Annotated in this window: 20 protein-coding genes; 9 read left to right on the top strand and 11 right to left on the bottom strand. The window is 68.4% G+C overall.

Going from position 1 to position 26,228, the window contains the following annotated elements; genetic code table 11:
• Positions 1 to 187 precede the first annotated feature (187 nt).
• The 4 genes from ESP51_RS07515 (at position 188) to ESP51_RS07500 (ending at position 4,076) form a co-directional block, all read left to right on the top strand.
• Positions 188 to 1,072, top strand: coding sequence for an ABC transporter ATP-binding protein (locus ESP51_RS07515; protein WP_129520281.1), 885 nt, complete (start codon positions 188 to 190; stop codon positions 1,070 to 1,072).
• Positions 1,069 to 2,232: an ABC transporter permease gene (locus ESP51_RS07510; protein ID WP_422386832.1), complete on the top strand. Its 1,164-nt coding sequence runs from the start codon at positions 1,069 to 1,071 to the stop codon at positions 2,230 to 2,232. The genes ESP51_RS07515 and ESP51_RS07510 overlap by 4 nt, the downstream gene beginning before the upstream one ends.
• Before the next feature lie 30 nt (positions 2,233 to 2,262).
• Positions 2,263 to 3,339, top strand: coding sequence for a threonine aldolase family protein (locus tag ESP51_RS07505; RefSeq protein WP_129520280.1), 1,077 nt, complete (start codon positions 2,263 to 2,265; stop codon positions 3,337 to 3,339).
• 143 nt (positions 3,340 to 3,482) lie between these two features.
• A complete protein-coding gene (locus ESP51_RS07500) occupies positions 3,483 to 4,076 on the top strand; it encodes a nitroreductase family protein (RefSeq protein WP_129520279.1) in 594 nt (197 codons plus the stop codon).
• 187 nt (positions 4,077 to 4,263) lie between these two features.
• Here ESP51_RS07500 and ESP51_RS07495 read toward each other — a convergent pair whose 3' ends face one another.
• The 4 genes from ESP51_RS07495 to ESP51_RS07480 form a co-directional block, all read right to left on the bottom strand.
• The gene (locus ESP51_RS07495; RefSeq protein ID WP_129520278.1) at positions 4,264 to 6,033 is read right to left on the bottom strand and encodes a S8 family serine peptidase; all 1,770 of its coding nucleotides are present in this window, start codon (positions 6,031 to 6,033) and stop codon (positions 4,264 to 4,266) included.
• Between the two features lie 183 nt (positions 6,034 to 6,216).
• Positions 6,217 to 7,266, bottom strand: coding sequence for a zinc-dependent alcohol dehydrogenase family protein (locus ESP51_RS07490; RefSeq protein WP_129520277.1), 1,050 nt, complete (start codon positions 7,264 to 7,266; stop codon positions 6,217 to 6,219).
• Positions 7,267 to 7,301: 35 nt separating this feature from the next.
• Positions 7,302 to 10,511, bottom strand: a complete 3,210-nt coding sequence (locus ESP51_RS07485) for a cell wall-binding repeat-containing protein (RefSeq protein WP_129520276.1) — start codon at positions 10,509 to 10,511, stop codon at positions 7,302 to 7,304.
• Positions 10,512 to 10,698: 187 nt separating this feature from the next.
• Positions 10,699 to 12,264 (bottom strand): carboxylesterase/lipase family protein, encoded by a 1,566-nt coding sequence (locus tag ESP51_RS07480; protein ID WP_129520275.1) that lies wholly within the window; start codon positions 12,262 to 12,264, stop codon positions 10,699 to 10,701.
• A 116-nt stretch (positions 12,265 to 12,380) separates the two neighbouring features.
• Here ESP51_RS07480 and ESP51_RS07475 point away from each other — a divergent pair, with 116 nt between their 5' ends.
• A complete protein-coding gene (locus tag ESP51_RS07475) occupies positions 12,381 to 12,968 on the top strand; it encodes a hypothetical protein (RefSeq protein ID WP_129520274.1) in 588 nt (195 codons plus the stop codon).
• 15 nt (positions 12,969 to 12,983) lie between these two features.
• On the opposite strand, the gene ESP51_RS07470 is transcribed toward ESP51_RS07475, so the two are convergent.
• Positions 12,984 to 14,366, bottom strand: coding sequence for an NAD(P)-binding protein (locus tag ESP51_RS07470; protein ID WP_129520273.1), 1,383 nt, complete (start codon positions 14,364 to 14,366; stop codon positions 12,984 to 12,986).
• Positions 14,367 to 14,456: 90 nt separating this feature from the next.
• Between ESP51_RS07470 and ESP51_RS07465 the strand changes: the two genes are divergently transcribed.
• The gene (locus ESP51_RS07465; RefSeq protein ID WP_241843037.1) at positions 14,457 to 15,740 is read left to right on the top strand and encodes an MFS transporter; all 1,284 of its coding nucleotides are present in this window, start codon (positions 14,457 to 14,459) and stop codon (positions 15,738 to 15,740) included.
• A gap of 29 nt (positions 15,741 to 15,769) precedes the next feature.
• Here ESP51_RS07465 and ESP51_RS07460 read toward each other — a convergent pair whose 3' ends face one another.
• Positions 15,770 to 17,980, bottom strand: coding sequence for an ATP-dependent Clp protease ATP-binding subunit (locus ESP51_RS07460; RefSeq protein WP_129520317.1), 2,211 nt, complete (start codon positions 17,978 to 17,980; stop codon positions 15,770 to 15,772).
• A 203-nt stretch (positions 17,981 to 18,183) separates the two neighbouring features.
• Here ESP51_RS07460 and ESP51_RS07455 point away from each other — a divergent pair, with 203 nt between their 5' ends.
• From ESP51_RS07455 to ESP51_RS07445, 3 genes are all read left to right on the top strand, one after another.
• A complete protein-coding gene (locus tag ESP51_RS07455) occupies positions 18,184 to 18,873 on the top strand; it encodes a YceI family protein (protein WP_129520271.1) in 690 nt (229 codons plus the stop codon).
• A gap of 88 nt (positions 18,874 to 18,961) precedes the next feature.
• A complete protein-coding gene (locus tag ESP51_RS07450) occupies positions 18,962 to 19,402 on the top strand; it encodes a nitroreductase family deazaflavin-dependent oxidoreductase (RefSeq protein ID WP_129520270.1) in 441 nt (146 codons plus the stop codon).
• Positions 19,403 to 19,551: 149 nt separating this feature from the next.
• A complete protein-coding gene (locus ESP51_RS07445; protein WP_129520269.1) occupies positions 19,552 to 20,643 on the top strand; it encodes a Fic family protein in 1,092 nt (363 codons plus the stop codon).
• 97 nt (positions 20,644 to 20,740) lie between these two features.
• Here the strand turns inward: ESP51_RS07445 and ESP51_RS07440 are convergent, their stop codons facing one another.
• The 5 genes from ESP51_RS07440 to ESP51_RS07420 form a co-directional block, all read right to left on the bottom strand.
• Positions 20,741 to 21,715: a glycoside hydrolase family protein gene (locus ESP51_RS07440; protein ID WP_129520268.1), complete on the bottom strand. Its 975-nt coding sequence runs from the start codon at positions 21,713 to 21,715 to the stop codon at positions 20,741 to 20,743.
• Positions 21,716 to 21,719: 4 nt separating this feature from the next.
• A complete protein-coding gene (locus ESP51_RS07435) occupies positions 21,720 to 22,658 on the bottom strand; it encodes a carbohydrate ABC transporter permease (RefSeq protein ID WP_129520267.1) in 939 nt (312 codons plus the stop codon).
• A 3-nt stretch (positions 22,659 to 22,661) separates the two neighbouring features.
• The gene (locus ESP51_RS07430; RefSeq protein ID WP_129520266.1) at positions 22,662 to 23,501 is read right to left on the bottom strand and encodes a carbohydrate ABC transporter permease; all 840 of its coding nucleotides are present in this window, start codon (positions 23,499 to 23,501) and stop codon (positions 22,662 to 22,664) included.
• Between the two features lie 208 nt (positions 23,502 to 23,709).
• The gene (locus tag ESP51_RS07425; protein WP_129520265.1) at positions 23,710 to 25,002 is read right to left on the bottom strand and encodes a sugar ABC transporter substrate-binding protein; all 1,293 of its coding nucleotides are present in this window, start codon (positions 25,000 to 25,002) and stop codon (positions 23,710 to 23,712) included.
• A gap of 78 nt (positions 25,003 to 25,080) precedes the next feature.
• Complete coding sequence (locus tag ESP51_RS07420) at positions 25,081 to 26,136, bottom strand: LacI family DNA-binding transcriptional regulator (RefSeq protein ID WP_129520264.1); 1,056 nt, start codon at positions 26,134 to 26,136, stop codon at positions 25,081 to 25,083.
• Between the last annotated feature and the right edge of the window lie 92 nt (positions 26,137 to 26,228).

Raw genomic sequence — 26,228 nt, 5'->3', positions numbered from 1 at the left:
ACGCCGACGCTTCCCCCGCCTCGGATCCGTTGAATCCGTTGGTCACCGTGCGATCCTAACCAGCGGCAGCGACATCCGAAAGCCCCCTCCGCCTCCGCCGCACGACGGAGGCGGAGGGGCACGACAGAGCACGAGAACCCGTCGTGCGGCGGATGCCCCGGCCACGCGGCATCCGTAGCGTTGAGCCATGCTCGAACTCCATGACGTCAGCAAGCGCTACGGCGACCGACCCGCCCTCGATGCGGTGAGCTTCACCGTCGGCGACGGCCGCCTCACGGGATTCGTCGGCGGCAACGGCGCCGGCAAGACCACCGCGATGCGCATCATCCTCGGCGTGCTCGCCGCCGACTCGGGCCGCGTCACCCTCGGCGGCATGCCGCTCGGCGACGTCGACCGCCGCCGCTTCGGCTACATGCCCGAGGAACGCGGCCTCTACCCGAAGATGCGCGTGCTCGAACAGACCGTGTACCTCGCTCGCCTGCACGGCTGGGCGCCGGCGGCCGCACGGCGCAACGCCCTCGAGCTGCTCGAACGGCTCGACCTCGGCGAGCGCGTGAACGACACGATCGAGTCGCTCTCACTCGGCAACCAGCAACGCGCGCAGATCGCGGCGGCGCTCGTGCATCGCCCAGAGGTGCTCGTGCTCGACGAGCCGTTCTCCGGGCTCGACCCGATGGCCGTCGAGACGGTGCAGGGCGTGCTCGCCGACGTCGCGGCATCCGGCGCCCCCGTGCTCTTCTCGTCGCACCAGCTCGACATCGTCGAGCGGCTCTGCGACGACCTCGTGATCATCGCGGGCGGCCGCATCCGGGCCGCGGGCAGCGGCGAGGCACTGCGCGAGCAGCACGGCTCCGAGCGGTGGGAGCTGCTCATGAACGGCGACGCCGGCTGGCTGCGCGAGGCGCCCGGCATCACGGTCGTCGAGTTCGACGGCGGGTGGGCGGTCTTCGAGGCCGAGACGGATGCCGCGAGGCAGGCCGCGCTCGCCGAGGCCGTCGCCCGCGGCGAGGTCGTCACCTTCACGCGCGAGCACACGACGCTCGCCGAGATCTTCAAGGAGGTCGTGCTGTGACCCGGAACGAAGGTTTGGGTGCGGGCAGTGGCCTCGATACGGGCGCTTCGCGTCCTACTCGACCACCGGAGGGCGAGCGGCGCACACCGCGCTTCGTCGACAGCGTCTCGCTCATCGCGGGGCGCGAGATCACCATGCGGCTGCGCAGCAAGGCGTTCCTCATCTCCACGGGCGTGCTCATGCTCGCGGTGCTCGCCTCGGTCGTGCTCGGCAGCGTGTTCGGCGGGCAGGAGCAGACGCCGAAGGTCGCCGTCGTCGCGGGGGCGTCCTCCGTCGTCGACGGCAATGACGAGCTCGAGGCGGTGCCCGTGGCCGACGAGGCGGAGGGCGAGCGGATGCTGCGAGCCGGCGATGTCGACGCGATCGTGGCGCCCGCGGCATCCGACCCTCTCGGCATCACGGTGATCGGACTCGATTCGGCGCCCCGCGAGGTTGTCGGTGCACTCTCGGTGTCGCCTTCGGTCGAGCTGCTCGAACCCGCCGCGACCGACCCCGGGCTCGCCTACCTCGTGGCCTTCGGTTTCGGGCTCGTGTTCTTCATGTCGGCGCTCACGTTCGGCACGACGATCTCGCAATCGGTCGTCGAGGAGAAGCAGACGCGCGTCGTCGAGATCCTGCTGTCCACGGTGTCGGCGCGGGCACTGCTCACGGGCAAGGTGATCGGCAACAGCGTGCTCGCGCTCGGGCAGATCGTCGCGATCGCGGTGCTCGCGACGCTCGGCATGATCCTCACCGGACAGCGGGTGCTGCTCGGCGGTCTGGGCACCTCGGTCGTGTGGTTCGTCGTGTTCTTCGCGATCGGCTTCGTGATGCTCGCGGCGCTCTTCGCCGCGACGAGCGCGATGGTGTCGCGAGCGGAGGACATCGGCTCGGTCACGACGCCCGTGACGATGCTCGTGATGATCCCGTACTTCCTCGTCATCTTCTTCAACGACAACCCCACGGTGCTCGCGATCATGAGCTACGTGCCGTTCTCCGCTCCGGTCGGCATGCCGATGCGGTTGTTCCTCGGCTCGGCCGAGTGGTGGGAGCCGCTCGTGTCGCTCGTGATCCTCGTCGCGACGACGGCGCTCGCGGTCGTGATCGGCGAACGCATCTACCGCAACTCGCTCCTGAAGACGGGCGCGCGCGTCAAGCTCGCCGAGGCGCTGCGCGGCTGAGCGGATGCCGCCGGGTGGGAGGATGGACCGGTGACCGAGCAGCTCCATGACACCGCCGTGCGCGGCTTCGCCTCAGACAACTACTCCGGCGTGCACCCCGAGGTGCTCGCCGCGATCGCCACGGCGAATGGCGGGCACCAGGTGGCCTACGGCGAAGACGTCTACACCGACCGCCTGCAGGAGGTGTTCGCGCAGCACTTCGGCGAGGGCGTCGAGGTCTTCCCGGTCTTCAACGGCACGGGCGCGAACGTCACCGGGCTCCAGTCGATGCTGCCCCGCTGGGGCGCGGTCATCAGCGCGACCACGGCGCACATCAACTCCGACGAGGGCGGCGCGCCCGAGCGGGTCGGCGGCATCAAGCTGCTCACCGTGCCGACGCCCGACGGCAAGCTCACGCCCGAGCTCATCGACCGCGAGGCGTGGGGCTGGGGCGATGAGCACCGCGCACAGCCGCTCGTCGTCTCGATCACGCAGACCACCGAGCTCGGCACGGCCTACACGGCCGACGAGATCCGCACGATCGCCGACCACGCGCACGAACGCGGCATGAAGCTGCACATGGACGGTGCCCGGGCGTCGAACGCCGCGGCATCCCTCGACCTGCCGCTGCGGGCCTTCACGCGCGACGCCGGCGTCGATGTGCTGAGCTTCGGCGGCACCAAGAACGGGGCGCTCGGCGCCGAGGCGATCGTGGTGCTGAACCCCGAGGCATCCGAGGGCCTGAAGTTCCTGCGCAAGCTCAACATGCAGCTCGCGTCGAAGATGCGGTTCGTCTCGGCGCAGCTCATCACGCTGCTCGAGGGCGACCTCTGGCTCGAGAGCGCCGGGCACGCGAACGCGATGGCGCGACGCCTGCGCGACGCGCTCGATGCCGGCATCGCGGCGGGCGAACTGCCCGGCCTCGGCTTCACGCAGCAGACCCAGTCGAACGGCGTGTTCGCGACGCTGCCGGCGGGGGTCGCCGACCGCCTTCGCGAGCGCGGCTTCCGGTTCTACGACTGGGATGCCGCGAAGGGCGAGGTGCGCTGGATGTGCTCCTTCGACACGAGCGAGGCCGACATCGACGCATTCGTCGCGGGCATCCGCGAGGAGCTCGCGCGCGCGTAGGGCGGCTTGGGCAAAGCCCGCCAAAACAGGCACCCTGCCTGAGAGTATGCAGAGACATGGAATAGCGGATGCCGCGCAGCGTTGCACCGCGTGGGTCGACGACGCCCCGGCATCCGTTCATCCCCCATGAAAGCCGTGTTCGCATGACCCTCATCACCGACATCACCTCTCGCAACGCCCAGACCGAGGCCGCGCTGATCACCCCGCTCGTCGAGCGCTGGAGCCCGCGCGCCTACGACCCGACCGCTGAGGTCGACCCCGCCGTGATCCGAACGATCCTCGAGGCCGCTCGCTGGGCGCCGTCGGCGAACAACACCCAGCCGTGGCGCTTCCTCGTTGCGCATCGCGGCACCGATGCATTCACCAAGGTGCACGACACGATGGTGGGCTTCAACCAGGCGTGGACCGACTCGGCCGCCGTGCTCATCGTGAACGTCGCCGAGATCATCGACCCCGAAGGCAAGGCGCGTGCGTTCGCCCGCTACGACCTCGGCCAGGCCGTCGCGCACCTCACGGTGCAGGCGCAGCACGAGGGCCTGCACACCCACCAGCTCGGCGGGTTCGACGCCGCGAGGCTCCACGCGGCGTTCGGCCTCGACGCGAACCTCGAGGTCGTCTCGATCACCGCGATCGGCGTGCTCGGCGACATCGACACGCTCCCCGACGTGCTGCGTGAGCGCGAGTCCGCACCGCGTCTGCGCAAGCCGCTCGGCGAGCTCGTGCTCGCGGGCGAGTAGCAGCGGCGTTTCCGAAGCGCTTCACGGCAATGTAGGAACTCTCGAGCCTCCTTCCGGCGTGTCACCGCCCGCGGAGAGGGCTGATCGGCGTTTCTTCCTACGTTTCCGATGCGGGGGCGCGGAAGTCGCAAACGGGCCGGCCTCCGAAGAGACCGGCCCGTCGATGTGCGTCAGCGGATGCCGCGGATCAGCGCCCGATCGCGGCCAACGCGTTCACGATGCCGTCGCCGAAGAAGCCGTTCTTCGTCGGCCCGCCTTCGCAGGTGTGCGTCGTGGTGGCGGTCACCCCGGTCGGCAGGTGCCGCACGTAGGTGAACGCCGCCGGGTCGGGGCACGCCGTGTCGACGGCTGACGACAGCAGGATCGACTCGGTCATCGCGGGCGACAGCGTCTTGCCTCCGTGCGCCTTGTCGGCATGGCCGAACTGCCCGACGATGAGCGCGGCGACACCGGCAGCGTGCGGGGAGGCCATCGACGTTCCCTGCAGGTACTGGTAGTACGCGCAGGTCTCGCCCGAGGCATCGCAGTTCTTCACCGCCCACGGAACGACGACGTCACCGTTCTCGTCGATCGCGCCCTCCTCTTCAGCGAGAGCGGCCGGGTAGGCCGCGAGGATGCCGCCGGGGTACTGGCGGGTGCCCTCGGCGTTGTCGTACACATCACCGCCGGGGGCGGCGACATCCACGTACCCATTGCCGTAGTCGGAGTAGTAGGCCTTGCGGTCGCTCTGGCCCGTGCTGCTCACCGTGATCACGCCGGCACCCTCGCTCGGCATCGAGGTGCACGAAGCCGGGTCGAGGAGGTCACGCGTGTACGCGACCTCGCCGGGCTCGCTCGCGAAGTCGGGGCTCGAGGAATCGGAGATCACCTTGGTGTAGTCGGTCGCGCCGTTCCCCGCCGCGGATACCAGCGTGACACCGTGATCGCGTGCGTAGTCGAGGGCGCGCTGCATGGCGGTGACGATCGTCTGCTGTTCGGCCTGGTCTTCAGCCGAGTCGGCCGGGTGCGACGTGCAGTTGAACAACCAGGGGTCGACGTAGTAGCTCATATTCACGACGTCGATGCCGACGTCCCCGGCGTAGGTGAGCGCGTCGACGGATGCCTGCAGGAAGAAGTAGCCCGAGTCCTGGGCGGCGCGCAGGTTCACGAGCTTCACGTCGGGCGCGACGCCCGCGATGCCGATGCCGTTGATGGGCGAGCCGATCGTGGAGGCGACATGGGTGCCGTGTCCGTTCTCATCGACGTCGGCGGCGTCCTCGCACGACTGGTCGGGCTCGTCCGCACAGGGGCCGTCGATCGGATCACCGTTCGCGTCCACCTCGATGTCGACCGTGAAGTTGCGGCTCAGTTCAGCGTCGAAGTTCGGGGCGATGTCGGGGTGCGAACCGTCGACGCCCGTGTCGATGATGCCGACGAGCACGCCCGCAGTCTTGTCGTGGCGGTACGAGCCGTCGACCGTCGCGTCGATCGCCTGCATGTCCCATTGGAGGTCGGCGAGCGGCTCGGCGACCGGCTTCCCCTTCGAGGGGCGCGTCGCAGGCGCTCCGGTCGCGGCCGCTGCCCCAGGCCCGCTGCTCCGGAGATCGTTCTTCGCAGCATCCGACTTCTCGGCAGCACCAGCACCCTTCTGAGACTCGGGAACGTCGGCGAAGACGCGGTTGAGGGCGGTGCCTTCGATCACGGCCTGTGCGGCTGCCTCGGAAGCGAAGTCGGATTCGGTCGTGACCACCGTCGCGACGCCCACCTCGGTGTTCTCGGCGACGATCGTGCCACCCGCTGCCTCGACTGCGGCTCGCGTCGCCGCTGCGGAGGCACCCTCGGCGAACAGCACGACGTACTGCTGCTCGCCAGCCACCTCGCCTTCAGCCGAAGTGATCGCACCGGCCGGCGAGGCGACGAGCGCCGTCAAGGCCAGTGCGAGGGTGGATGTCGCGGCGAGAGATCTCAATCCGGGCATATGCGTCCAATCCGTGAGCGGTCAATGAGCGCGATCCTTCCACGCCCCTCGAACGCGGGACAAGGGGGACTCGCAACGTCCCGGCGAATCCGCGCGCTCGTTCATCAGGCGGGCAAGTTCTTGCGTCGTATGAACGAATCTTGCGTCGACGGGCCCTCTGGCTTCACGTTCTGCGTACTTGGCTCAGGGGCGCAGCAGCACCTTGATCGCCCGGCGCTCATCCATCGCGGCATACGCCTCGGCGGCCTCGGCGAGCGGCAGCTCGAGGTCGAAGACCCGGCCGGGCTCGATCGCTCCTGAGAGCACGTCGGGCAGCAGCTCCTCGATGTAGCCGCGCACGGGCGCGACGCCGCCGTTGACGCCGACGTTGCGGTCGAACAAGGGGCGCACGGGCAATTCGGGCCCGCCGTTCGGCACGCCGACGTAGCCCACCATGCCACCGGGGCGCGTCGAGCGGATCGCCTGGTCCATCGACTCCTTCGTGCCGACGCACTCGAGCACCTGATCGGCGCCGATGCCGCCGGTGAGCTCACGCACCCGGGCGACGCCCTCGTCGCCGCGCTCCTCGACGATGTGGGTCGCGCCGAACGCGCGCGCGAGCGCCTGTCGCTCAGGATGCCGCGACATCGCGATGATCGTCGACGCCCCGAGCCGCTTCGCCGCGATGATCGCGCACAGCCCGACGGCGCCATCGCCGACGACGGCGACCGTGTCGCCCTCGCCGACGCCGGCCGATACCGCGGCGTGGTGGCCGGTGCCCATGACGTCGCTGAGGGTCAGCAGCCCGGGCACGAGCTCATCGGGGACCGGTCCGGGCACGACCACGAGCGTGCCGTCGGCGAGCGGCACGCGCACTCGTTCGCCCTGGCCGGCGTCGGCGAAGGCGCCCGTCTTGTCGTTGCCTCCCCACCAGCCGCCGCCCAGGCACGAGGTGCTCACGCCGTTGCGGCAGTTCGCGCATGTGTTGTCGCACACGTAGAAGGGGGCGATCACGAAATCGCCGACGGCGACGTTCGCGACATCCGGCCCGATCTCCTCGACGACGCCCACGAACTCATGCCCGATGCGGTGCGGCTCGCGCGTCGGCGTGATGCCACGATAGGGCCAGAGGTCGGAGCCGCACACACAGGCGGCGACGACCTTCACGATCGCGTCGACGCCGGTCGACAGCACGGGGTCGGGCACGGTCTCGACGCGGATGTCACGTTCTGCGTGAATGAGGGTCGCAAGCATGGAATCGAGCCTATTCGAACGACGGCATCACGAATTCAGGGGACCACGAAGCCACCCAGGTCAATAGCGACCGACGCGTTCACCGAGTTCTCCCCACCGAGCACCACGATCCGCTTGGGCTGAAGCCGCTCCAACTCACCCTTCACGACCTCGGGCACCACCCACGGGGCAACCAACAGCACCGGCCCGCCACGCAACGCGGCAACCGGCCCCGCAGCCAAGGCATCGGGGAAGTTCAACCCATTCGCGACATACACGACCTCGACACCAGGCTCGAACTGCTCCTTCGACACCGCCACAGCCGTCGCAAACCGATCAGCACCAGCCACACGCGACACCCCCTCGGAGGCATATCCACCCAAGTCAGCAGCGACCGACGGGTTCACCGAGTTCTCGCCACCGAGCACCACGATCCGCTTGGGCTGAAGCCGCTCCAACTCACCCTTCACGACCTCGGGCACCATCCACGGGGCAACCAACAGCACCGGCCCGCCACGCAACGCGGCAACCGGCCCCGCAGCCAAGGCATCGGGGAAGTTCAACCCGTTCGCGACATACACGACCTCGACACCAGGCTCGAACTGCTCCTTCGACACCGCCACCGCCGTCGCAAACCGATCAGCACCAGCCACACGCGACACCGGAGCCGACGGCGGCTCCGAGGCTTCCTGGATCAACACCGGCTCGCTCGCCCGAGTCGTGGCCTGGTACCCCTCCTTCGTGGCAATGACCTCGACCGCGATCGCCGTGCCGGCGTCGGTCGCCGAGGGCTCGTAACTCGTCTCGGTGGCACCGGCGATCGGGAGTCCGTCGCGCGTCCACTGGAACGACAACTCGACGGGAGCCGGCTGCCAGTCGCCCGGCACAGCCATCAGCATCGATCCGACCACCGGATCACCGATGATCGTCGGCGTCGGCGGCGCGGGGAATTCGAGCAACGGCTCGCAAGAGCCGGGGTCGACGAACTCATGCGTCCACCGAGACTCGCCGGTCGTGCCCCAACCGTCGTCGAACCGGGCCGTCACGGTATAGGTGACCCCTTCATTGGGTCTCCACGGCTCACCGTCGTACGACTCGCCACCGTCGCCGTACATGCCGTTGTTCGGGTTCCAGTTCCACGACCCGTGCGGGAAGTCCTCGAGGAGGACGTGCGCCCCGGCTTCGCAGGTCGCATCGGTGAAGACCGGTGCGGGAACGGTCACGGTCTCGAACACGGCGTCGGTCTCGACCGCGAAGTCGAGCGCGGCGAATCCTGGCTCGTAGGGAACGGGATCGTCGATGCCGCTGGGCCACTTCGAAAACCGTGTTCCGTCACGGGAGAGAGTGACCGTATGGTCGCCGGGGAACGAGTAACGGACCTCGACCAGCTCGGCGACGCCCGGAGCCCAGGTCGCGCCCTCGAGCGGCACGGACGCTACGCCCGAGGTGGCCGGTTCGCCGTTCCACATGACATACACCTGTCGACCGAGCCCGTCGAGGTACGCGAACGAGACCCACTGCACCGGCGCGTCGAATTCCCACCCGATCGCGGCGCCCTCGCCGTCGTGAATGACGTCGCCGGAGACCCGGGTCACGGAGGTGAGCGACGGCACCGCGGCGAGGTCCACGTCGGAGTCGACGGTGAATGCGAGCCCCGCGAGACCGCCCGACGGAAGGACGGCATCCGCGACGCCCGGCGGACTCTTCTGCGTCACTGCGCCGGTCGCATCGAGCGCCATCCAGGAGTTCCCCCACTCATAGTGGATGCCGTCGAAGACGGTCTCTCCGCCCGCCCAGGTTGCGGTGTCGATCTCCCACCGGGCCACGCCCTCGGTCGCCGCCGGTTCCCCGGTCGCCCACTTCGTCCAGTAGGCAGCGTGCCGCTGTCCGACCGCATCCCGGAAATATACCTGCACACTCTCTACCGGGCGGTCGAACGACCATGCGACCTGGAGCTCTCCGCCGTCGGTGACCACTTCGGGCGAGAGGAGCGACGCGCTCGACAACGTGGGCGGAATCGAGAGATCGATATCGGACTCCACCGTGAACGGCGTGTACGAGATCGCCGCGGTGGCCGGGGGGATCTCGCCCGTGTCGCCCGACGTCCAGCGCAGCTCGCCATTCGCGTCGAGCGTCACCGACCTGGAGGCGGCGCCGGAGCCCCAGTTGTATTGGATCTGTTCGAGCTCGATTTTGCCGGCGGGCCATCGCGCCGTATCGACGTCGGCATATGCCCGGCCGGACTCGGCGGCACCATTCCACATTCCGGCGGACAGGGAATGCACGCCGCCCAGGGAGTCGCGCAGCATGATCCACACCGAGTCGACTGGGCTGTCGAAGGCCCACTCGACCCAGACCTCGTCACCGTTGCGCACGACGTCGGGCGAGGTGCGGGTGAGCGAGGTCAGCAGCGGCGCGGCACCGGGGTCGTAGGCGGAGTCGACGACGAACGTCAGCTGGCCGAGTCCGCTCGCCGGAAGGGTCGCGTCGGCGAGACCCGTCGGCTGCTTCCAGTTGACGGTTCCGGATCCATCGAGCGACATCGAGCCGCCGCTCCAGGAGTATTCGATGCCGGAGAAGACGACCTCGCCTCCAGCCCAGGCGGGTGTGTCGACCTGCGCACGCGCGATGCCCGCGTTGGCACTGGAGCCGCCGTCGTTCCAAGCGCTCCATTCGACGCGGTGATCTCTGCCGATGGAATCCCGAAGGCGGAAGACCACCGAGTACATGGGCCGGTCGAACTCCCAAGCGATCTCGACCGCCTCGCCGTCTGCCAGCACGTCGCCAGATGTGCGTGTCGCGCTCACCAGCATGGCGGGAATCGAGAGGTCGATGTCGGACGTGACGTCGAAGCCCACCACGTCGATGGCCTGCCCTGCGGACGGAACTTCGGCGAGCCCCTCGCTCTTCCACACCACTGCCCCGGTGGCGTCGAGCTCGACCGAGTAGTACTTCTCGCCCGTCGTCCAGGCGTACCTGATCCCGGCGAATGCGATCGAGCCGCCCGGCCATATCGACGTGTCGACCGTTGCCCGGGCTTCGCCTGAGGTCATCGCGCCGGAACCGCCGTGGAGGTGCTGGTGCTCGTCCAAACTGTCGCGCAGAATCACCGACACATATTCGACCGGCGCATCGAACTCCCAGGCCACGACGACGTCGTCGCCCTGCGCCACGACATCAGCCGAGGTCCGGTGCAGCGAGACCAGGTTCGGAGCGATCTCGCTGGCCATCGCAGCCGACGGCTGCCAGATCGAAAGGAGGGTCACGAGCGCGACGAGCAGGGCAACAAGCGACCGCGGTCGCCGCCCCGAGTTGTTCGGGTACACGGGGCAGGAATCCAGTCTCTCGAAGGTAGGGTGATCGCAGCCTAAGGCAGAAACGGGCTGGGTCGGCCGCGTTTCACAACCCCCGTTCTGGGGAGTTGCGAAGCGGCTGACGCGACGTTCCGTCGCCTCACACGTGCGGCACGAACGCCTGCCACGCGAGTCGCTTCTCGCGCCGGGGGTCGGCTTCGACGCGGTCCACGCCGTCGAAGATCAGGGTGCGGCGCTCGCCCTCCTCGTAGGCGGGCCAGTCAGGGCCCGGGGCACCGGATGCCGCGAACTGGATCCAGTGCCGCTGCATCCGTAGTCCGACCTCGCGGAACATCCGCCGCCCGCCGAGCAGGGTGAGCCCGGTGCCGACGACCGTGTCGAACCGCTCGAACAAAGCGAAGAGCTCGAGCCCGTGCGTCGCGTCGAGGCCCATGAGCCGAGCGGTTCGAGGCGCTGCGTCGAACCGGTAGAAGAACACGGGCGCGTAGCGGGAGTGCCGTTCGGCGGCCTTCACGGTCGGGAACCAGAACGTGAAGTCGCCGGCGAAGTCGGCTGCGGGCCGGCGTTCGGGAAGGCCGGGATACAGCCGCTTGATCGCCTTGCGCGACTTCTTCCTCGTGTTCGTGAAGATCGCGCGAATGCGCGGCTTCGTCGTCGGCAGGATGCTGATGCGCCCCTCGAAGAGCGAGCCCTCGCGGTCGTTCGTGCCGATGATGAGCGGTATGCGGTGTGCGAGGCCGTCGCGGAATGCGTCGAGCGGGCGGTGCGGGAGGAACTCCCCGTCGATGACGGGCGCGAGGCTGATCGTGCCCGGGTTCTCATCGGGCGTGCGGATGGTGAGGGCGGTCGTCGCCTCGGCGAGCACCATCGGATCGGCCGCGCAGAGCATCGCGGCCGCGGCATCCGTCGACTCGCTCTCGAGGTCGTCGTCGTCGACGATGCCGCTGAGGATGCCCACATACTCGCGCGCCCAAGTCGCCGCCGTCTCGGGGAGGTAGACCGCGTTCGCCGGCGAGCTCTGGGCGATCGCCCGCGCGAACAGCCCCTCTGCGGAGGGCACCGTCATGAGCGTCGTGACCGAGTTGGCGCCGGCGGACTCGCCGAGCAGGGTGACGTTGTCGGGGTCGCCGCCGAAGGCGCGGATGTTGCGGCGCACCCACTCGAGCGCGGCCACCTGGTCGCGGAGTCCCAGGTTGCATTCGATGGGGCGATCGGCGGTGGAGTAGGCGCGGAAGTCGAGCCATCCGAGCGCCCCGAGGCGATAGTTGAGGCTCACGTAGACGACGCCGTGTCGGCGCACGAGGCGTTCGCCCTGACGCGGATACTCGCCCGAGGAGCCGACGCTGTACGCACCGCCGTGGATGAAGACCATCACCGGGCGCCCGCGACCCGGCGCCTCGCCGTCGTCGGGCGCGGTGACGTTCAGGCTCAGGCAGTCCTCGCTGCGCGGCAGGTGATCGGCCGCGCCGATGAACTGGCCCTTGCGCTTCTGGGGAGCGACCGGGCCGAACACCGAGGCGTCGCGCACGCCGTCCCACCCGGGTGGCGGTCGCGGCGCACGAAACCGCAGCTCGCCCGCCGGCGCCGCTGCATACGGGATGCCCCGCCACAAGCGCACCCCTCGCCGGCGGATGCCGCGCACCGCGCCCTCCGCGAGATCCGCGACGAGGGCAGCGTCGGTGCGAGTCGCGCCGAGCAGCAGCATGCTTCGAGCCTACGGCGAGGTCGGAAGGATTCGCAGCATGGACGCCCGGCCCAAGGGCGCGTACCCTGAACCCGAGCATTGCTCAGATGTACTCGCTATCGGAGACGGAGACGACAATGAAGCGCTCACTGATCATCGGCGGGATCGCCGTCGCAGCCGTACTGACGATGGCCGTTCCTGCACCGGCCTTCGCTGACCCGGTGGAGGTCGTTCACTGGGAGGACAGCGGCTCCGAGGTGCTCGAGGTCGGGGCGGAAGACTGGTGCCCGGCTGAGATCGTCGACTTCGAGGTCGCCCACAGCTGGGAGGGGAGCGGCATCGACCGCATCACTGCCGACCGCGACGGTCTCATTCGCTTCGCCGCGACGTTCCAGTGGGTGGACACGTACAGCGCGAACGGCAAGACCTTCGTGGTCGACCAACAGGGGAATGTCCGGGACCACAAGATCGAAGACAACGGCGACGGCACCCTGACCATCTGGTTCAAGAACTCGGTGCGGACGGAAGTTCTGCTTGATGGGGAATTCTTGTTCCACGACTCCGGCCTCGCCGAGGGAGCCTTCATCGTCGACGACAACGACACGCCGTCGGATCCCGAGGACGACACCTTCATCGGACCGGTGGGGGACGACGAGTTGCACGGCCGCTTCGACACCGGCGAGCGCGACTTCTGCGAGGACATCGCGCTCTACCTCGGCGAGTGAACAGAAGGACGCGAGCTATGCGTCCGACGCCCCGATGAGCCGCGCGAGCGCCTCCAGCCCCGGCGGGCTGTACTCCCGCAGCCGCGCTCGCGCGTCGAGGAGCGCCGGCGATCCGGGGTGCCCGGGCGGGATCCGCGCCGGGTTGAGCGCCACGCCCGCGGACCACTCGGCGATGTCGGGCTCCGCGCCGAACGCCATCGCGGACCGCGTGCCGATGACGACCATGCGCGCCCATTCCGCGAGCGAGTCGGGGAGGGGCGAGGGCGCGCAGATCCGGTTCTTCTCCTCGTCGTCGTGGCGGGTCGCCTCGACGTACCCGATCAGCGCCGCTCCGAAGCACGGGAAGCCTGCCCGGATCGGCTGGAGGGTGATCGCATCGGGCCGCCAGACGGGGACCAGGGGCGGATACTTCAGCCCGTCGGCCGCGCAGTGCACGACGACCGCGTCGTCGGCGACGGCGACCGATCCGTCGGCGAACCCGAGCCTGCCCCGGTCGACGGTCACGATGTGCCCGCGACGCACGACGTTCTCGAGGGTCCGCAGCTGGTTGAGCTCCCACGTCGCGAGGGTGGGCGCCTTCGCCATCGTGGGCATGACCGCACGATCGATTCTCAGCATGACGCCGGCGTCCTCGAGCCGGAGGAACACCTCGTCGAGGGAAGTTGCGCCCGCTGCCACTTGCATCGTGTCGGCGGCCATGCCCAGGAAGACGGCCGGTTCGGGCTGCACCACGGCACGGTTGAGCATCCACGGCTCCCGTGGCCGCACCCAGCAGATCGCATCGGCGTCCACGCCGCGCGAGAGCAGCCAGATGCAGGCGTCGGTCGCCGTCTTGCCGGAGCCGGCGATCACGTACTGGCTCGGCGCGTCTTCGAGCCGGGCGAGGTCGTTGACCGGCAGCACGTGTACGTCGTCGGCGACCCCGAAGGGGGGAGGCTTCTCCGCCGGGATGCTGGGTGCCAGGTAGCGGGCGTCGACGATCCGGCAGTGCTCCGGCACCTCGAACCGTTCGCCGGAGATGCGCGAGACGAAGGTACGGCCGCCGACGTACTCGCTGTTGGCGAAGAACTCGACCTTGCCGGACTCGACCATCCGGTCGAGCGCCCGCGCGTAGTAGAGGCAGATCTCGGCCTGGGTGGCGCGCTCCTGCAGGCCCTTCTCCGGCCCACGCTGCTGCACCTGCCCGCCGCCGAGCAGGGTTGAGGCGACCCCGTAGAAGGCGGACGCCTGGTGCAGCCGGACGAAGGGGTACGCCTCGAGCCAGTGCCCGCTCACGCCGTGGCGGCGATCGACGAGGGCGACGCGCACTTCGGCGTGGTCCGTCAGGGCATCCGTGAAGGCCATCCCCATGGCACCGGCTCCGACCACGAGGTAGTCCGCTTCGACGATGCGCGTCATGAACCCACGATGGCACTCCGGTGGCCCGGCATCCATACCCAACAGGAGGTACCGACATGCGATGTCGGTGGAGTCCGGCAGAATACTGAGGTGATCGGCATCAGGGGGTTCTGGAGCGCGCTGCCCACCGAGGGTCGATGGCTGCTGTCGACAGTCGCCATCCAGACGCTCGGCCGCGGGCTGACCCTGCCGTTCACGATCATCTACCTGCACGAGGTGCGGGGCTTCGACCTCGGGCTCTCCGGCGGGTTGATGAGCCTGATCGCGATCGTCGGACTGATCGTGACCGGACCGGGCGGCACCCTGATCGACCGGTTCGGCGCCCGGAAGATCCTGCTCATCGGGCTCGCCGCGATGATCGCCGGCTGCACGCTGCTCGCGTTCGCGACGCACCCTGCGGTCGCCGCCGTCGCCCTCGTGCTCATCGGCGTGAACTTCGGCGTCTCCTGGCCGGGCTTCAACGCACTGATTGCGGCAGTGGTCCAAGGCGACCTGCGTCAGCAGTACTTCGGCGTCAACTTCGCGCTCGTCAACCTCGGCATCGGCGTGGGCGGCATCATCGGCGGGTTCTACATCGACGTCGACTCCCCCGAGACGTTCACCGTGATCTTCCTCGTCGACGCCATCAGCTGCCTCGTACCGGTGGCACTGTTGCTCGGGCCGCTCCGGCACGTCCGAACCCAGGCCGCGCACAACGACGACGCCCCGCCGGTCGGAGGCTATCGCGAGATCCTCCGGCAACCGGCGGTGCTGTGGCTGACCCTGCTCACGTTCCTCGCGATGTTCATCGGCTACGGCCAGTTGGAGGCCGGGTTCCCGGCCTACGCGCGGCAAGTGGCCGAGGTGTCGACCCGCGTGGTCGGCCTCGCGTTCGCCGTGAACACCGCGGTGATCGTGCTGTTGCAGTTCATCGTGCTCAGACGCATCAGCGGGCACCGTCGCACTCGCGTCATGTGGGTGATGGCAGCGGTGTGGGCGGTTGCGTGGCTGGCCTTGGGGTTCGCCGGGCTGCTGCCCGATTCGGTGGCGGCCGCCATCGGGGTCCTGGCATTCATGGGCATCTTCGCGTTCGGCGAGACCCTGCTGCAACCCACGGTGCCCGCGATCTACAACGACCTCGCCTCCGATCACAACCGCGGCCGCTACAACGCGATCAACTCGGCGGCGTTCCAGGGTGGCGCGATCACCGGGCCGATCGCCGCGGGCCTGCTGCTCGACTGGGGCCTGAACGAGGTGTTCATCATCATCATGGTCGTCAGCTGCGTCGGCATCGGCGTGCTGGCGGCCGCGCTCGAACGCCGCATCCCGGCGAGCGCGAACGGCGTGCCCCAGCCAGAGACGGCCAGCGCAGACGCCGCGCCCGAGCAGCGCTAGGCGCGCCCAGCTCGAGCCGCGGCATCCGCCTACTCGATGATCTCGGCCTCGATGACGCCGTCGTCGGGCTCGCCGCCACCGTCGGCGGCGAGGTCCTCCGCCTTGGCGACCGTGAGCGACTCGCCGTCGTCGGCGAGCGCGACCATGACCGTGTCGCCGTCGCGGATTTCGCCCGTGAGCAGCGCCCGCGCGAGCCGGTCGTCGATCTCGTGCTGCATGAGGCGGCGCAGCGGACGAGCGCCGTAGAGCGGGTCGTAGCCGCGCTCGGCGAGCCAGGCCCGCGCATCGGGCGTGACGCCGAGCTCGAGTCGCCGCTCGTGCAGCCGGGCCGAAAGCCGGTCGACGTAGAGGTTCACGATCTCGCCGAGCTCCTCTTCGGAGAGCGAGGAGAACACGACGATGTCGTCGAGCCGGTTCACGAACTCGGGCTTGAACGCCTCGCGAACCGCGGCGAGCACGGCCTGCTCCTTGTCGTCCCAGCTGAGGGTCGGGTCGATGAGGTACAGCGAGCCCAGGTTCGACGTCAGCACGAGGATGACGTTGCGGAAGTCGACCGTGCGGCCCTGACCGTCGGTCAATCGGCCCTCGTCGAGCACCTGCAGCAGCACGTCGAACACCTCGGGGTGCGCCTTCTCGACCTCGTCGAGGAGGATCACCGAGTAGGGGCGCCGACGCACGGCCTCGGTGAGCTGGCCGCCCTGCTCGTATCCGATGTACCCGGGAGGCGCCCCAACGAGCCGTGACACGGAGAACTTCTCGCCGTACTCCGACATGTCGATGCGCACCATCGCGTGCTCGTCGTCGAAGAGGAACTCGGCGAGCGCCTTCGCGAGCTCGGTCTTGCCGACACCCGTGGGGCCGAGGAAGAGGAACGAGCCGGTGGGCCGGTTCGGGTCGCTGAGTCCCGCCCGCGAACGGCGCACGGCATCGGCGACGGCCATGACCGCGCGCTTCTGGCCGATGAGCCGCTTGCCGAGCTCGCTCTCGAGCTGCAGCAGCTTCTCGGTCTCACCCTGCAGCAGCTTGCCGACGGGGATGCCGGTCCACGCGGCGATGACCTGCGCGATGTCCTCCTCGGTGACCTGCTCGTTGACCATGCGCGGCTCGTCGGGTGCGCTCTCGGCCTGCTCGGCCTCGGCGAGGTCGCGCTCGAGCTGCTTGATGGTCTCGTACTCGAGCTTCGAGGCGCGCTGGTAGTCGGCCTCGCGCATCGCGCGGTCGCGCTCGGTGATCGCCTCGTCGAGTCGCTTCTTCAGCTCGCCGACCCGGTTCAGGCTCATGCGCTCACGCGCCCACCGCTCCTCGAGCGACGCGAGCTCTCGCTCCTGATCGACGAGGGTCTCGCGCAGCTTCGCGAGCCGCTCCTTCGACGCCTCGTCCTTCTCCTTCTTGAGCGCGAGCTCCTCGAGCTTCAGGCGGTCGACCTGGCGTTTCAACTGGTCGATCTCGACAGGCGACGAGTCGATCTCCATCTTGAGGCGCGACATCGCCTCGTCGACGAGGTCGATGGCCTTGTCGGGCAGCTGGCGTGCCGGGATGTAGCGATTGGAGAGGGATGCCGCGGCCACGAGCGCGGCATCCGAGATCGTCACCCCGTGGTGCGCCTCGTACCGGCCCTTGAGCCCTCGGAGGATCGCCACCGTGTCTTCGACGTTCGGCTCGCCCACGTACACCTGCTGGAAGCGGCGCTCGAGCGCGCCGTCCTTCTCGATGTGCTCGCGGTACTCGTTGAGGGTCGTGGCGCCGATGAGCCGCAGCTCGCCGCGCGCGAGCATGGGCTTCAGCATGTTGGATGCAGCGACCGAGCCCTCGCCGCCGCCGGCACCCATGAGCAGGTGCAGCTCATCGACGAAGGTGATGATCTGGCCCTCGGCGTCGTTGATCTCTCGGAGCACGGCCTTCAGGCGCTCCTCGAACTGGCCGCGGTACATCGCACCGGCTACCAGCGCCGAGATGTCGAGCGCGACGAGCTGCTTGTCTTTCAGTGAGTCGGCGACGTCGCCGGCGACGATGCGCTGGGCGAGCCCCTCGACGACGGCCGTCTTGCCGACGCCGGGCTCTCCGATGAGCACGGGATTGTTCTTCGTGCGGCGGGTCAGCACCTGGCTGACACGACGGATCTCGGCGTCGCGCCCGATCACCGGATCGAGCTTGCCCGCCTTGGCGATCTCGGTGAGGTTGATGCCGAACTGCTCGAGCGCCGACTTCTGCTCCTCTTGCGTGCCCGGCGCACCCTGCATATTGGCCACAGCTGTTCCCTTCGACAAACTTGAGTCTACTAGAGTCAAGTTTTCTCGGGCGAGTGCTATTCCGAGCATCCCGCCACGACACCCGACGACCTCCCAGCGACACGGAAGGCAACACATAGAGAGTTCAAATAGAGCTTCGGCAGGCTCGACTGCGGAGCACCTACCGCTCTCCCCCAACGCTCAGGAGCCGCCCCATGCGCAAACGTACCGTCATCATCTCGATCATCGCCGGGGTCGTCGTCCTCGGCACCACGGCGGCCGTCGCCGGCCCGATCGTCTACCGCGACCTGATCGTCGGGCCCGCCGAAGCGGCGCCCTCGGTGACGGCGGCACCCTCGACGGATGCATCGGTGGATGCCTCCGAGCTCTCGGGCTCATGGACCGTGGGTGAGGGCTCGTTCGCGGGCTATCGCGTCGACGAGGTGCTGAACGGAACGGATGTCACGGTCACCGGCCGCACCGAGCAGGTCACCGGCAACCTCACCGTCGACGACCTCACCCTCACCGATGCGGAATTCACCGTCGACGTCGCCTCGATCGCGACCGACTCCGACAACCGCGACGCCTACTTCCGCGACACCGCGCTGCGCGTGGCCGAGTTCCCGACCGCGACGTTCGCGCTCACCGGGCCGATCACGGCCGAGGCTCCTCCCGTCGCCGGCGAGGTGCAGCAGCTCACGGCCACAGGAGAGCTCACCATCGCGGGAGTCACCAACCCCGTCACCGTCGACCTCGAGGCGGTCTTCGACGGCTCGGGCGGACAGGTCGCCGGCAGCATCCCCATCGCCTTCGCCGACTACGGCGTCGAAGCGCCGAACCTCGGCTTCGTCTCGGTCGAGCCCGACGGCTTCGTGGAGTTCTCGCTCGTGATCCAGCAGGCGTGACCCTTCACGATTCAGCGCGCCGGCGGGAGGGAATTCCCGCCGGCGCACCGTCGTTGGGGTGAGCAGACCTGAATCATCGAGGAGACACATGCCACTCACGGGTGAATATGCGCCGAGCACCTCAGCCTGGGCTCGTCAGCAGGCCGAGACCTTCGAGGCCTCGGGCGGAGAGAAGGCCAACACGCTGCGCGGCCGGCCAGTCATCGTGCTGACCACGATCGGCGCAAAGTCGGGCAAGCTCCGCAAGACCGCGCTCATGCGCGTCGAGCACGACGGCGAGTACGCCGTGGTCGCTTCCAACGGCGGCACTACGAAGCATCCGACCTGGTACTGGAACCTGAAGAAGCACCCGCACGTCGAGCTGCAAGACGGTGCCGAGAAGCACGACTACCTCGCGCGCGAGCTCGACGGCGACGAGCGCGCGACCTGGTGGGCGCGGGCGCTCGAGGTCTGGCCGGCCTACGCCGACTACCAGACGAAGACCGACCGGGTCATCCCGGTATTCCTGCTCACACGCACCGTGCCCTGAGCCCTCCCGTCAACCGACGGCGCAGCCAACCCGAAGAGCTGGTCCCGCCGTCCGCGTGATCTGAGAAGTCCGTTGACACGTTCTCGCGACGTGATAAAATTCGATGGATTTCTTTACACATCGTAGCCACGTTGCATTACAGTTTGCACATGCCGTGGAGCCCGACCGTCGCCTACAACGACCTTCCCGCACTGCCCCCGAAGGCAGATGTCGAGACGAAGCCGATTCTGAAGGCAGCGATCGAAGCGCGAGCCTCGCTCGCCGCCCTCGACCAGGCTGCGCAACGCATTCCGAACCCGACGGTGCTCCTCAACTCGCTGCCGCTGCTAGAAGCCCAGGCGAGCTCGGAGATCGAGAATATCGTCACCACGGCCGACGATCTCTTCGCGTTCGCGCAGAACGAGGCCGGCGCGACCATCCCCGCGACGAAGGAGACCCTCCGCTATCGAGCTGCGCTCTTTGCCGGCATCGACTTGATTCGTGCCCGCCCGTTGTCCACGAACACGGCGGTCGAGGTGTGCTCGATGATCCATGGCCGAGATGTGGACATTCGCTGGGCGCCAGGGACGTTCATCGGGAATGCCGGAACGAACGAGGCGATCTACACGCCTCCGAGCGGCAAAGCCGTGCTGAGCGAGAAGTTGTCGGACTGGGTACAGTTCCTGCATTCAGCCGATGAGCTCGATCCGCTGATTCGGATGGCGATCGCGCACTACCAGTTCGAGGCGATCCACCCGTTCAGTGACGGCAATGGACGCACAGGCCGAATCATGAACGTGCTCATGCTCGTCGAGGCGGGCGTGTTGACCCATCCGATCCTCTACCTGTCGCGCTACTTCATCGCGCACCGAGAGGACTACTATCGGCTGCTGCTCGAGGTGACCTCGAAGGGCTCCTGGGAAGACTGGATCCTGTTCGTGCTGGAGGGCGTGCGGCGCACCGCCGAGTCGACGATTGCGAAGATCGACGGCATCTCCGAGCTCCAGGCGGAGGTGATGACGACGATTCGCAGCACGACCAGAGCGGGCGCGAACGCCGACCTGCTCGCGGTGCTGTTCGAGCAGCCGTACTCTCGCATCGCGAACGTGGTCGAGCGTTGCCACGTCTCACGCCCGACGGCGACATCGTGGCTCAACGCCCTCGTGGCGGCAGGTGTGCTCTACGACATCAAGGCCGGTCGCGAGCGCCTGTTCATCAACTCGGCGTTCTTCGACTTGCTGGTGCGTGACGAGGGTGAATAGCCTCCAGGGCGTCACCGACGCCAACAGCCACCGCATCGTGAACGCCCACACCGACGGCTGACGCGGCGCACCCGGCCGCGGCCCACTCGCGGCGAGGTCACCTGCTCGAGCTGGGGACGGCCGCCGGCGTCACGCGCAGGTCGCGGCCCTCCCACCGCACGGGCATCGGATCGCTGATGCTGCCGATGAACGACCCGTCGGGCGCGATGTTGTGGAACGCGAACATCACCCATTCGCCGTCGTCACGCCGTCGCAGCAGTCGCCCGACGTAGAGCGAGTCGTCGGTGACGAGCTGCGCCCCCGCGATGTCGAATGGCCCGAGCACGGATGCCGCGGGGCTCGCCCAGACGCCGCCGGTCGTGCCGTTCGCGCGCCGGCTCTCGGCGAAGTCGGCGGCCGTGCACGAGAAGAGCAGCACCGCCTTCCCGTCGACGACCTCGACCTGGAACACCTCGAGGTGGCCGAAGCCCTGTCCGGGCTCGCTGAGCGGCGGCAGCACCTCCCAGTTCCGCAGGTCGGGCGACCAGGCATGGCCGACGACACCCCGGTCGTCGGCGGGGCCCGTGTTCGCGCGCGCAGTGACGAGCATGTGCCATCCGTCGCCCGCCAGGTCCGCGAACACCCATGGGTCGCGGAAGGCCTCCTCGCGCCATTGGCCCGTGCCGAGGGTCTCGTACCAGCGGGCGTCGGCTTGCGCGACGGGGTTCGCCGCCGACTTCTGCCACTCCATGAGATCGGCCGAGGTCGCGTAACCGACGCGCTGGATGTTGCCACCGGGCGTCAGGCTCGTGCCCGTGTAGAACATGAACCACGTGCCGTCGGGATGCCGCACCACTGAGCCCGTCCACGTCGCGAGGCCGTCGAACGCGGGCGCGTCGCCGCGCACGAGCGCGTCGGCGACGCGCGTCCACTCCTCGAGATCGTCGGAGACGGCGTGGCCGATCGAGGCCCGGTAGTGCCGGGCATCGGGGTCGTGCAGCGCGCGCGACGCGTAGAGGAAGAACAGGTGGTACCGCTCGCCGTCGTCGGCGAGCCAGAAGTCCCACACCCAGGAATCGGGAAGCGCGAACACCCGCCTATCCCTTCACGCCGCTGGCAGCGACGCTCGAGACGAACGCACGCTGGAACGACAGGAACACGATCAGCACGGGCAGGGTGATGAGCGTCGTGTACGCCATGACCTCACCCCACGCCGGATTGAGCTGGAAGAAGTACTGCATGCCGACCATGACGGGGCGCAGTTCCTCCTGCTGCACCACCATGAGCGGCCAGAGGTACTGGTTCCAGGCGGGCAGGAAGGTGAGGATCGCGACCGTTGCGAACGCCGGGCCGGAGAGCGGCACGATGATGCGGCGGTAGATCGTGAACCATCCGGCGCCGTCGATGCGAGCGGCCTCGTCGAGCGACTTCGGGATCGTCGAGAAATACTGCGTGAACAGGAAGATCGAGAACGCGTGCGCGACGAACGGGATGATCTGCACTTGATACGAGTTGAGCCATCCGAAGTCGTACTTCAGCAGGCCACCCTCGAAGACGAGCGTCGGGAGCTTCGAGACCCAGTAGACCATCGGCACCGCGATCGTCTCGAACGGCACGATGAGGGCCGCGATCACGACGCTGAGCAGCAGCCCGCGTCCACGCCATTCCAGCCGGGAGAGCGCGAAACCGGCCATCGAGTTCACGAGGAGCCCGAGGGCGACGGTCACGACCGTGACGAATACCGAGTTGATCAGGAACTGCGCGACCGGTACCCGCTCGAAGACGCCGAAGTAGTTGTCGAGGCTGATGTCGCCGACGGGGAGGAAGGCGTTGAGCGACCCCGAGTCGGAAAGGATCTGCCCCGACGGCTTGAGGCTCGACACGAACATGAACACGAGCGGGAAGAGGAAGAAGACGCCGATGCCCGACATGGCGAGGTACGACCAGAGCTTGCGGCGGCGGCGCAGCCGCCGCTCGCCGGACTCGTGGTCGCGGCCTGCGGGCCGGACCTCAGGCCTGGTGGTGGTGAGGGCCATGGTTCAGTCCTTCTCTCGAGTGAGCCAGCGCTGCACGAGCGCGATGATGAGCACGAGCACGAAGAAGATGAGCGAGATCGTCGCGCCGTAACCGACCTCCTGCTGGCGGTAGCCGGCTCGCACCGCGTGGTAGACGAGCGTGGTCGTCGCGTCGATCGGGCCGCCCTGGGTCATCACGTCGACCTGGACGAACAGCCGGAGTGCATCGATCGTGATCGTGATGAGCACGAAGATCATCGTCGGGCGCAGTCCGGGCCAGGTGACGTTGGTGAACTGCCGCCACGTGCTCGCGCCGTCGACGCGCGCCGCCTCGTAGAGCTCTCCGGGGATCGTCTGCAGTCCCGAGAGCCAGATGACCATGTGGAAGCCGACGGCCTGCCAGATCGAGAGCACGATGATCGCCGGCATCGCGGTGCTCTGCTCGCCGAGCCAGTCGACGCCGTTCCAAGCCCCGAACGTGACCGTGTTGATGAACGAGTTGATGAGCCCGTCCTCGCTGTACATGAGTTTCCAGAGGATGGAGACCACGACGATCGAGGTGACGACGGGGATGAAGTAGATGACCCGGAAGAGGAAGACGCCGCGGATCCGCTGGTTGACGAGCACGGCCAGCAGCAGCCCGAGGGCGGACTGCACGGGCACGATGACGAGCGCGAAGGCGAAGGTGTTCCAGAGCGACTGCAGGAACACCGGGTCCTCGAACGCGCGGAGGAAGTTGTCGAAGCCGACGAGTCGCGGCGCGTTCGGGGAGATGAGCCTGGCGTTGGTGAACGACAACCCGAACGCGAGCAGCACCGGGATCACGAGGAAGAACGTGAGCAGCAGGATCGCGGGCGTCGACATCGCCAGACCGGCGCGGAACTCGCGTCGGCGGGCCAGGCTGTTGCGGCGGCGGCCGCGCCCACGCTGTGCAGGTGCGGTCCCCTTCGGGGGCTTTGCTGCCGGGCGGGCGGAAATCTCCGTTGCCGGCGTCGAGGTATCGAGCATGGCTGATGATTCCGATCCGGTGGGGGCGGCGGCTCGCGCCGCCCCCACCGCTCAGGACGGTCGGCTAGAAGCCGTACCCGTCGTTCGATTCGATGTTCGCGTCGATCTCCTTGACGGCACCGTCGAGCGTCGACTTCACTTCTGCGCCGTTCATGATGTCCTTCGCCGCCTTCTCGAAGGTGCTCGAGATGACCGGGTAGGCCGGCGTCTCAGGACGCGGGACGGCGAACTTCTGGGAGAGCTCGACGAACGGCTGCAGGTCGCCGCCCTCGCCGAAGTGCTCGGAGAGGTCCTCCGCGCCGGCGGTCGCCGGGATGACGATCTGCTTGTCGGCGAACTCGGCGATGTACTCGTCCTGGAAGCTGAACTCCAGGTACTGGCGCGCACCCTCGGTCTGCTCCTCTGAGCAGTTCGACGAGATGCCCCACTGCCATGAACCGCCGCCGATCTTCGGCCCGTTGCCGAAGTCCGGCGGAGGCAGGATGAGCAGGTCGTCGCCGACCGCCTCGATCGACGCGAGCGCGTTCCACACGCCGGTGTAGCTCAGCGCCACCTGGTCGTCGACGAACTCCTGGTTGCCGATCGTGCCCGAGTTCGACGCCCAGCCCTTCTTGAAGGCGTCCTGGAACCAGGTGAAGGCGTCGACCGCCTCGGGGCCGTTCAGCGCGCCCTCGGCGGTGAGGAACGTGTCGCGGTCGATCTCGTCGCCGCCGAAGCTCTGCAGGATCGGCGAGTAGGCGTACGACCACCACTCGCCCGCGTCCTCCGCGCCGATGTCGAGCGGCGTGGCGTATCCGGCCGACTGGAGGGTGGCGAGCGCGGCGTCGAACTCGCCGAGTGTCCACGGCTCGTCAATCGTCGGGATGCGAACCCCGTTCGCGTCGAGCACCGACTTGCGAGCGAAGATCGACAGCGCGGCATCCCAGTACCCGGCCGAGTAGATCTCGCCCTCGTAGGTGCCCACCGCGGTCGGCAGCAGCTCGTCGGTGATGCTCTCAGGCAGGTCGAGCGGCTGGAGGTATCCGGCCCACGCCCAGTTCGGCATGATCGGGCCGTCCATGTCGAGGAGGCACGGCAGGTCGTCCGCAGCGGCGGCCGCCGTGATCGCGTCGTTGTATGCACCCTGCGGGAACGACTCCTCGACGATCTTGTACTCGTCTTGCGACGCGTTGAACTCGGTGATGATCTTCTCGTAGACCTCGAGCTCGGCGGGGTTGCCGGCCGAGTGCGTCCACATCGTCAGTTCGATGGGCCCGTCTCCGGACCCGCCGCCCTGGCCGGCCTGCCCGCACGCCGTCAACGCGAGGGCTGACGCGGCAGCCAGCGATACCATCACTGGGAGGGATCTGCGCTTCATTGCTTGATTCCTTTCACGGTGCCCGACGTCCAGGTCGGGTACCACTCGGCGACCGCCGTCGGCGGTCTCTGGGTTTCGTCAGGTCCGCCGTCGGCCGGGGTCACGACCTGCTGCCGGCGGCGGGCTCACGGAGTCTCGTCGGATGATCGGGCACTCCATGAGGTGCACGGCACCGGGGTCATCCGGTGTCCGAACGCCGAGCGCGACCTCGGTCGCCCATCGCCCCATCTCGTAGTGGGGCAGGGCCACGGTCGTGAGCGGCGGGTCGAGTTCGGCGGCGACGAGCTGCTGGTCGTCGAAGCCGATGATCGAGAGATCGCGCGGGATCTCGAGACCACGGTGACGCGCGGCGACGTACGCGCCGGCAGCCATGCGGTCGTTGAAGCAGAACAGCGCCGTCGGGCGGCGCGACTCGGGCAGGTCGAGCAGGAGGTCAGTGGCACTGCGGCCGCCCTTTGCGGTGGTGGTGGCGCCGTACACGTGCAACTCGGGGTCGGGTTCGATGCCCGCCTCGCGAAGCGCCTCCATGTACCCCTCGAGGCGAAGCGCCGAGGCGATGGGGGCATTGGGCTCGTCGACGTCGACGAAGGCGATGCGACGGTGGCCGGCCGCGACGAGCTCTCGCACGGCGGTGGCGCCGCCCGCGCGGTCGTCGGGCACGACGGCCGGGTGCCCTCCGCCGACCGGTCGGCAGTCGAGGAACACCGTGCGGGCCGGAAGGTGATCGGGCGCGTCGACGACCCGGTGCCACATGCACGCATAGATGAGCGCGTCGATCTGATGGTCGGCGAGGGCGCGGATCGCATCGCGTTCGACCTCGGCGTCGTCGCCGGTGTCGACGAGGATCACGAGGTGACCGTGCTCGCGCGCGACATCCTGGGCCCCCGCGAGCATGCGACCCGCGTAGGGCGTCGTGGCGATCGTGTCGGAGACGAGGCCGATGGTGCGGGTGGTCTGCATCCGCAGGCCGCGGGCGACCGAGTTCGGGGTGTACCCGGTCGCGGCGGCGGCCGCCCGCACGCGCTCCTGCGTCTCGAGCGGGATTCGGGCGTCGCGATCGTTCATGACGAGCGAGACGGTGGAGATGGATACGCCGGCCGCAGCAGCGACATCTGAGATTCGAACTCGTGGCATTGTGACGGCACCTCCTCCACTTCGTCGTGGTTGCTAAAACGATTGAGCGGATTCATTCTGACCACGTGCTGACATCGTTGTCAAGAGCCGAT

The sequence above is a fragment of the Agromyces albus genome (assembly GCF_004134825.1).
Classification (GTDB): Bacteria; Actinomycetota; Actinomycetes; order Actinomycetales; family Microbacteriaceae; genus Agromyces; species Agromyces albus.
The sequence above is the reverse complement of the archived record's forward strand: the minus strand, read 5'-3'. Positions and strand labels throughout refer to the sequence as shown.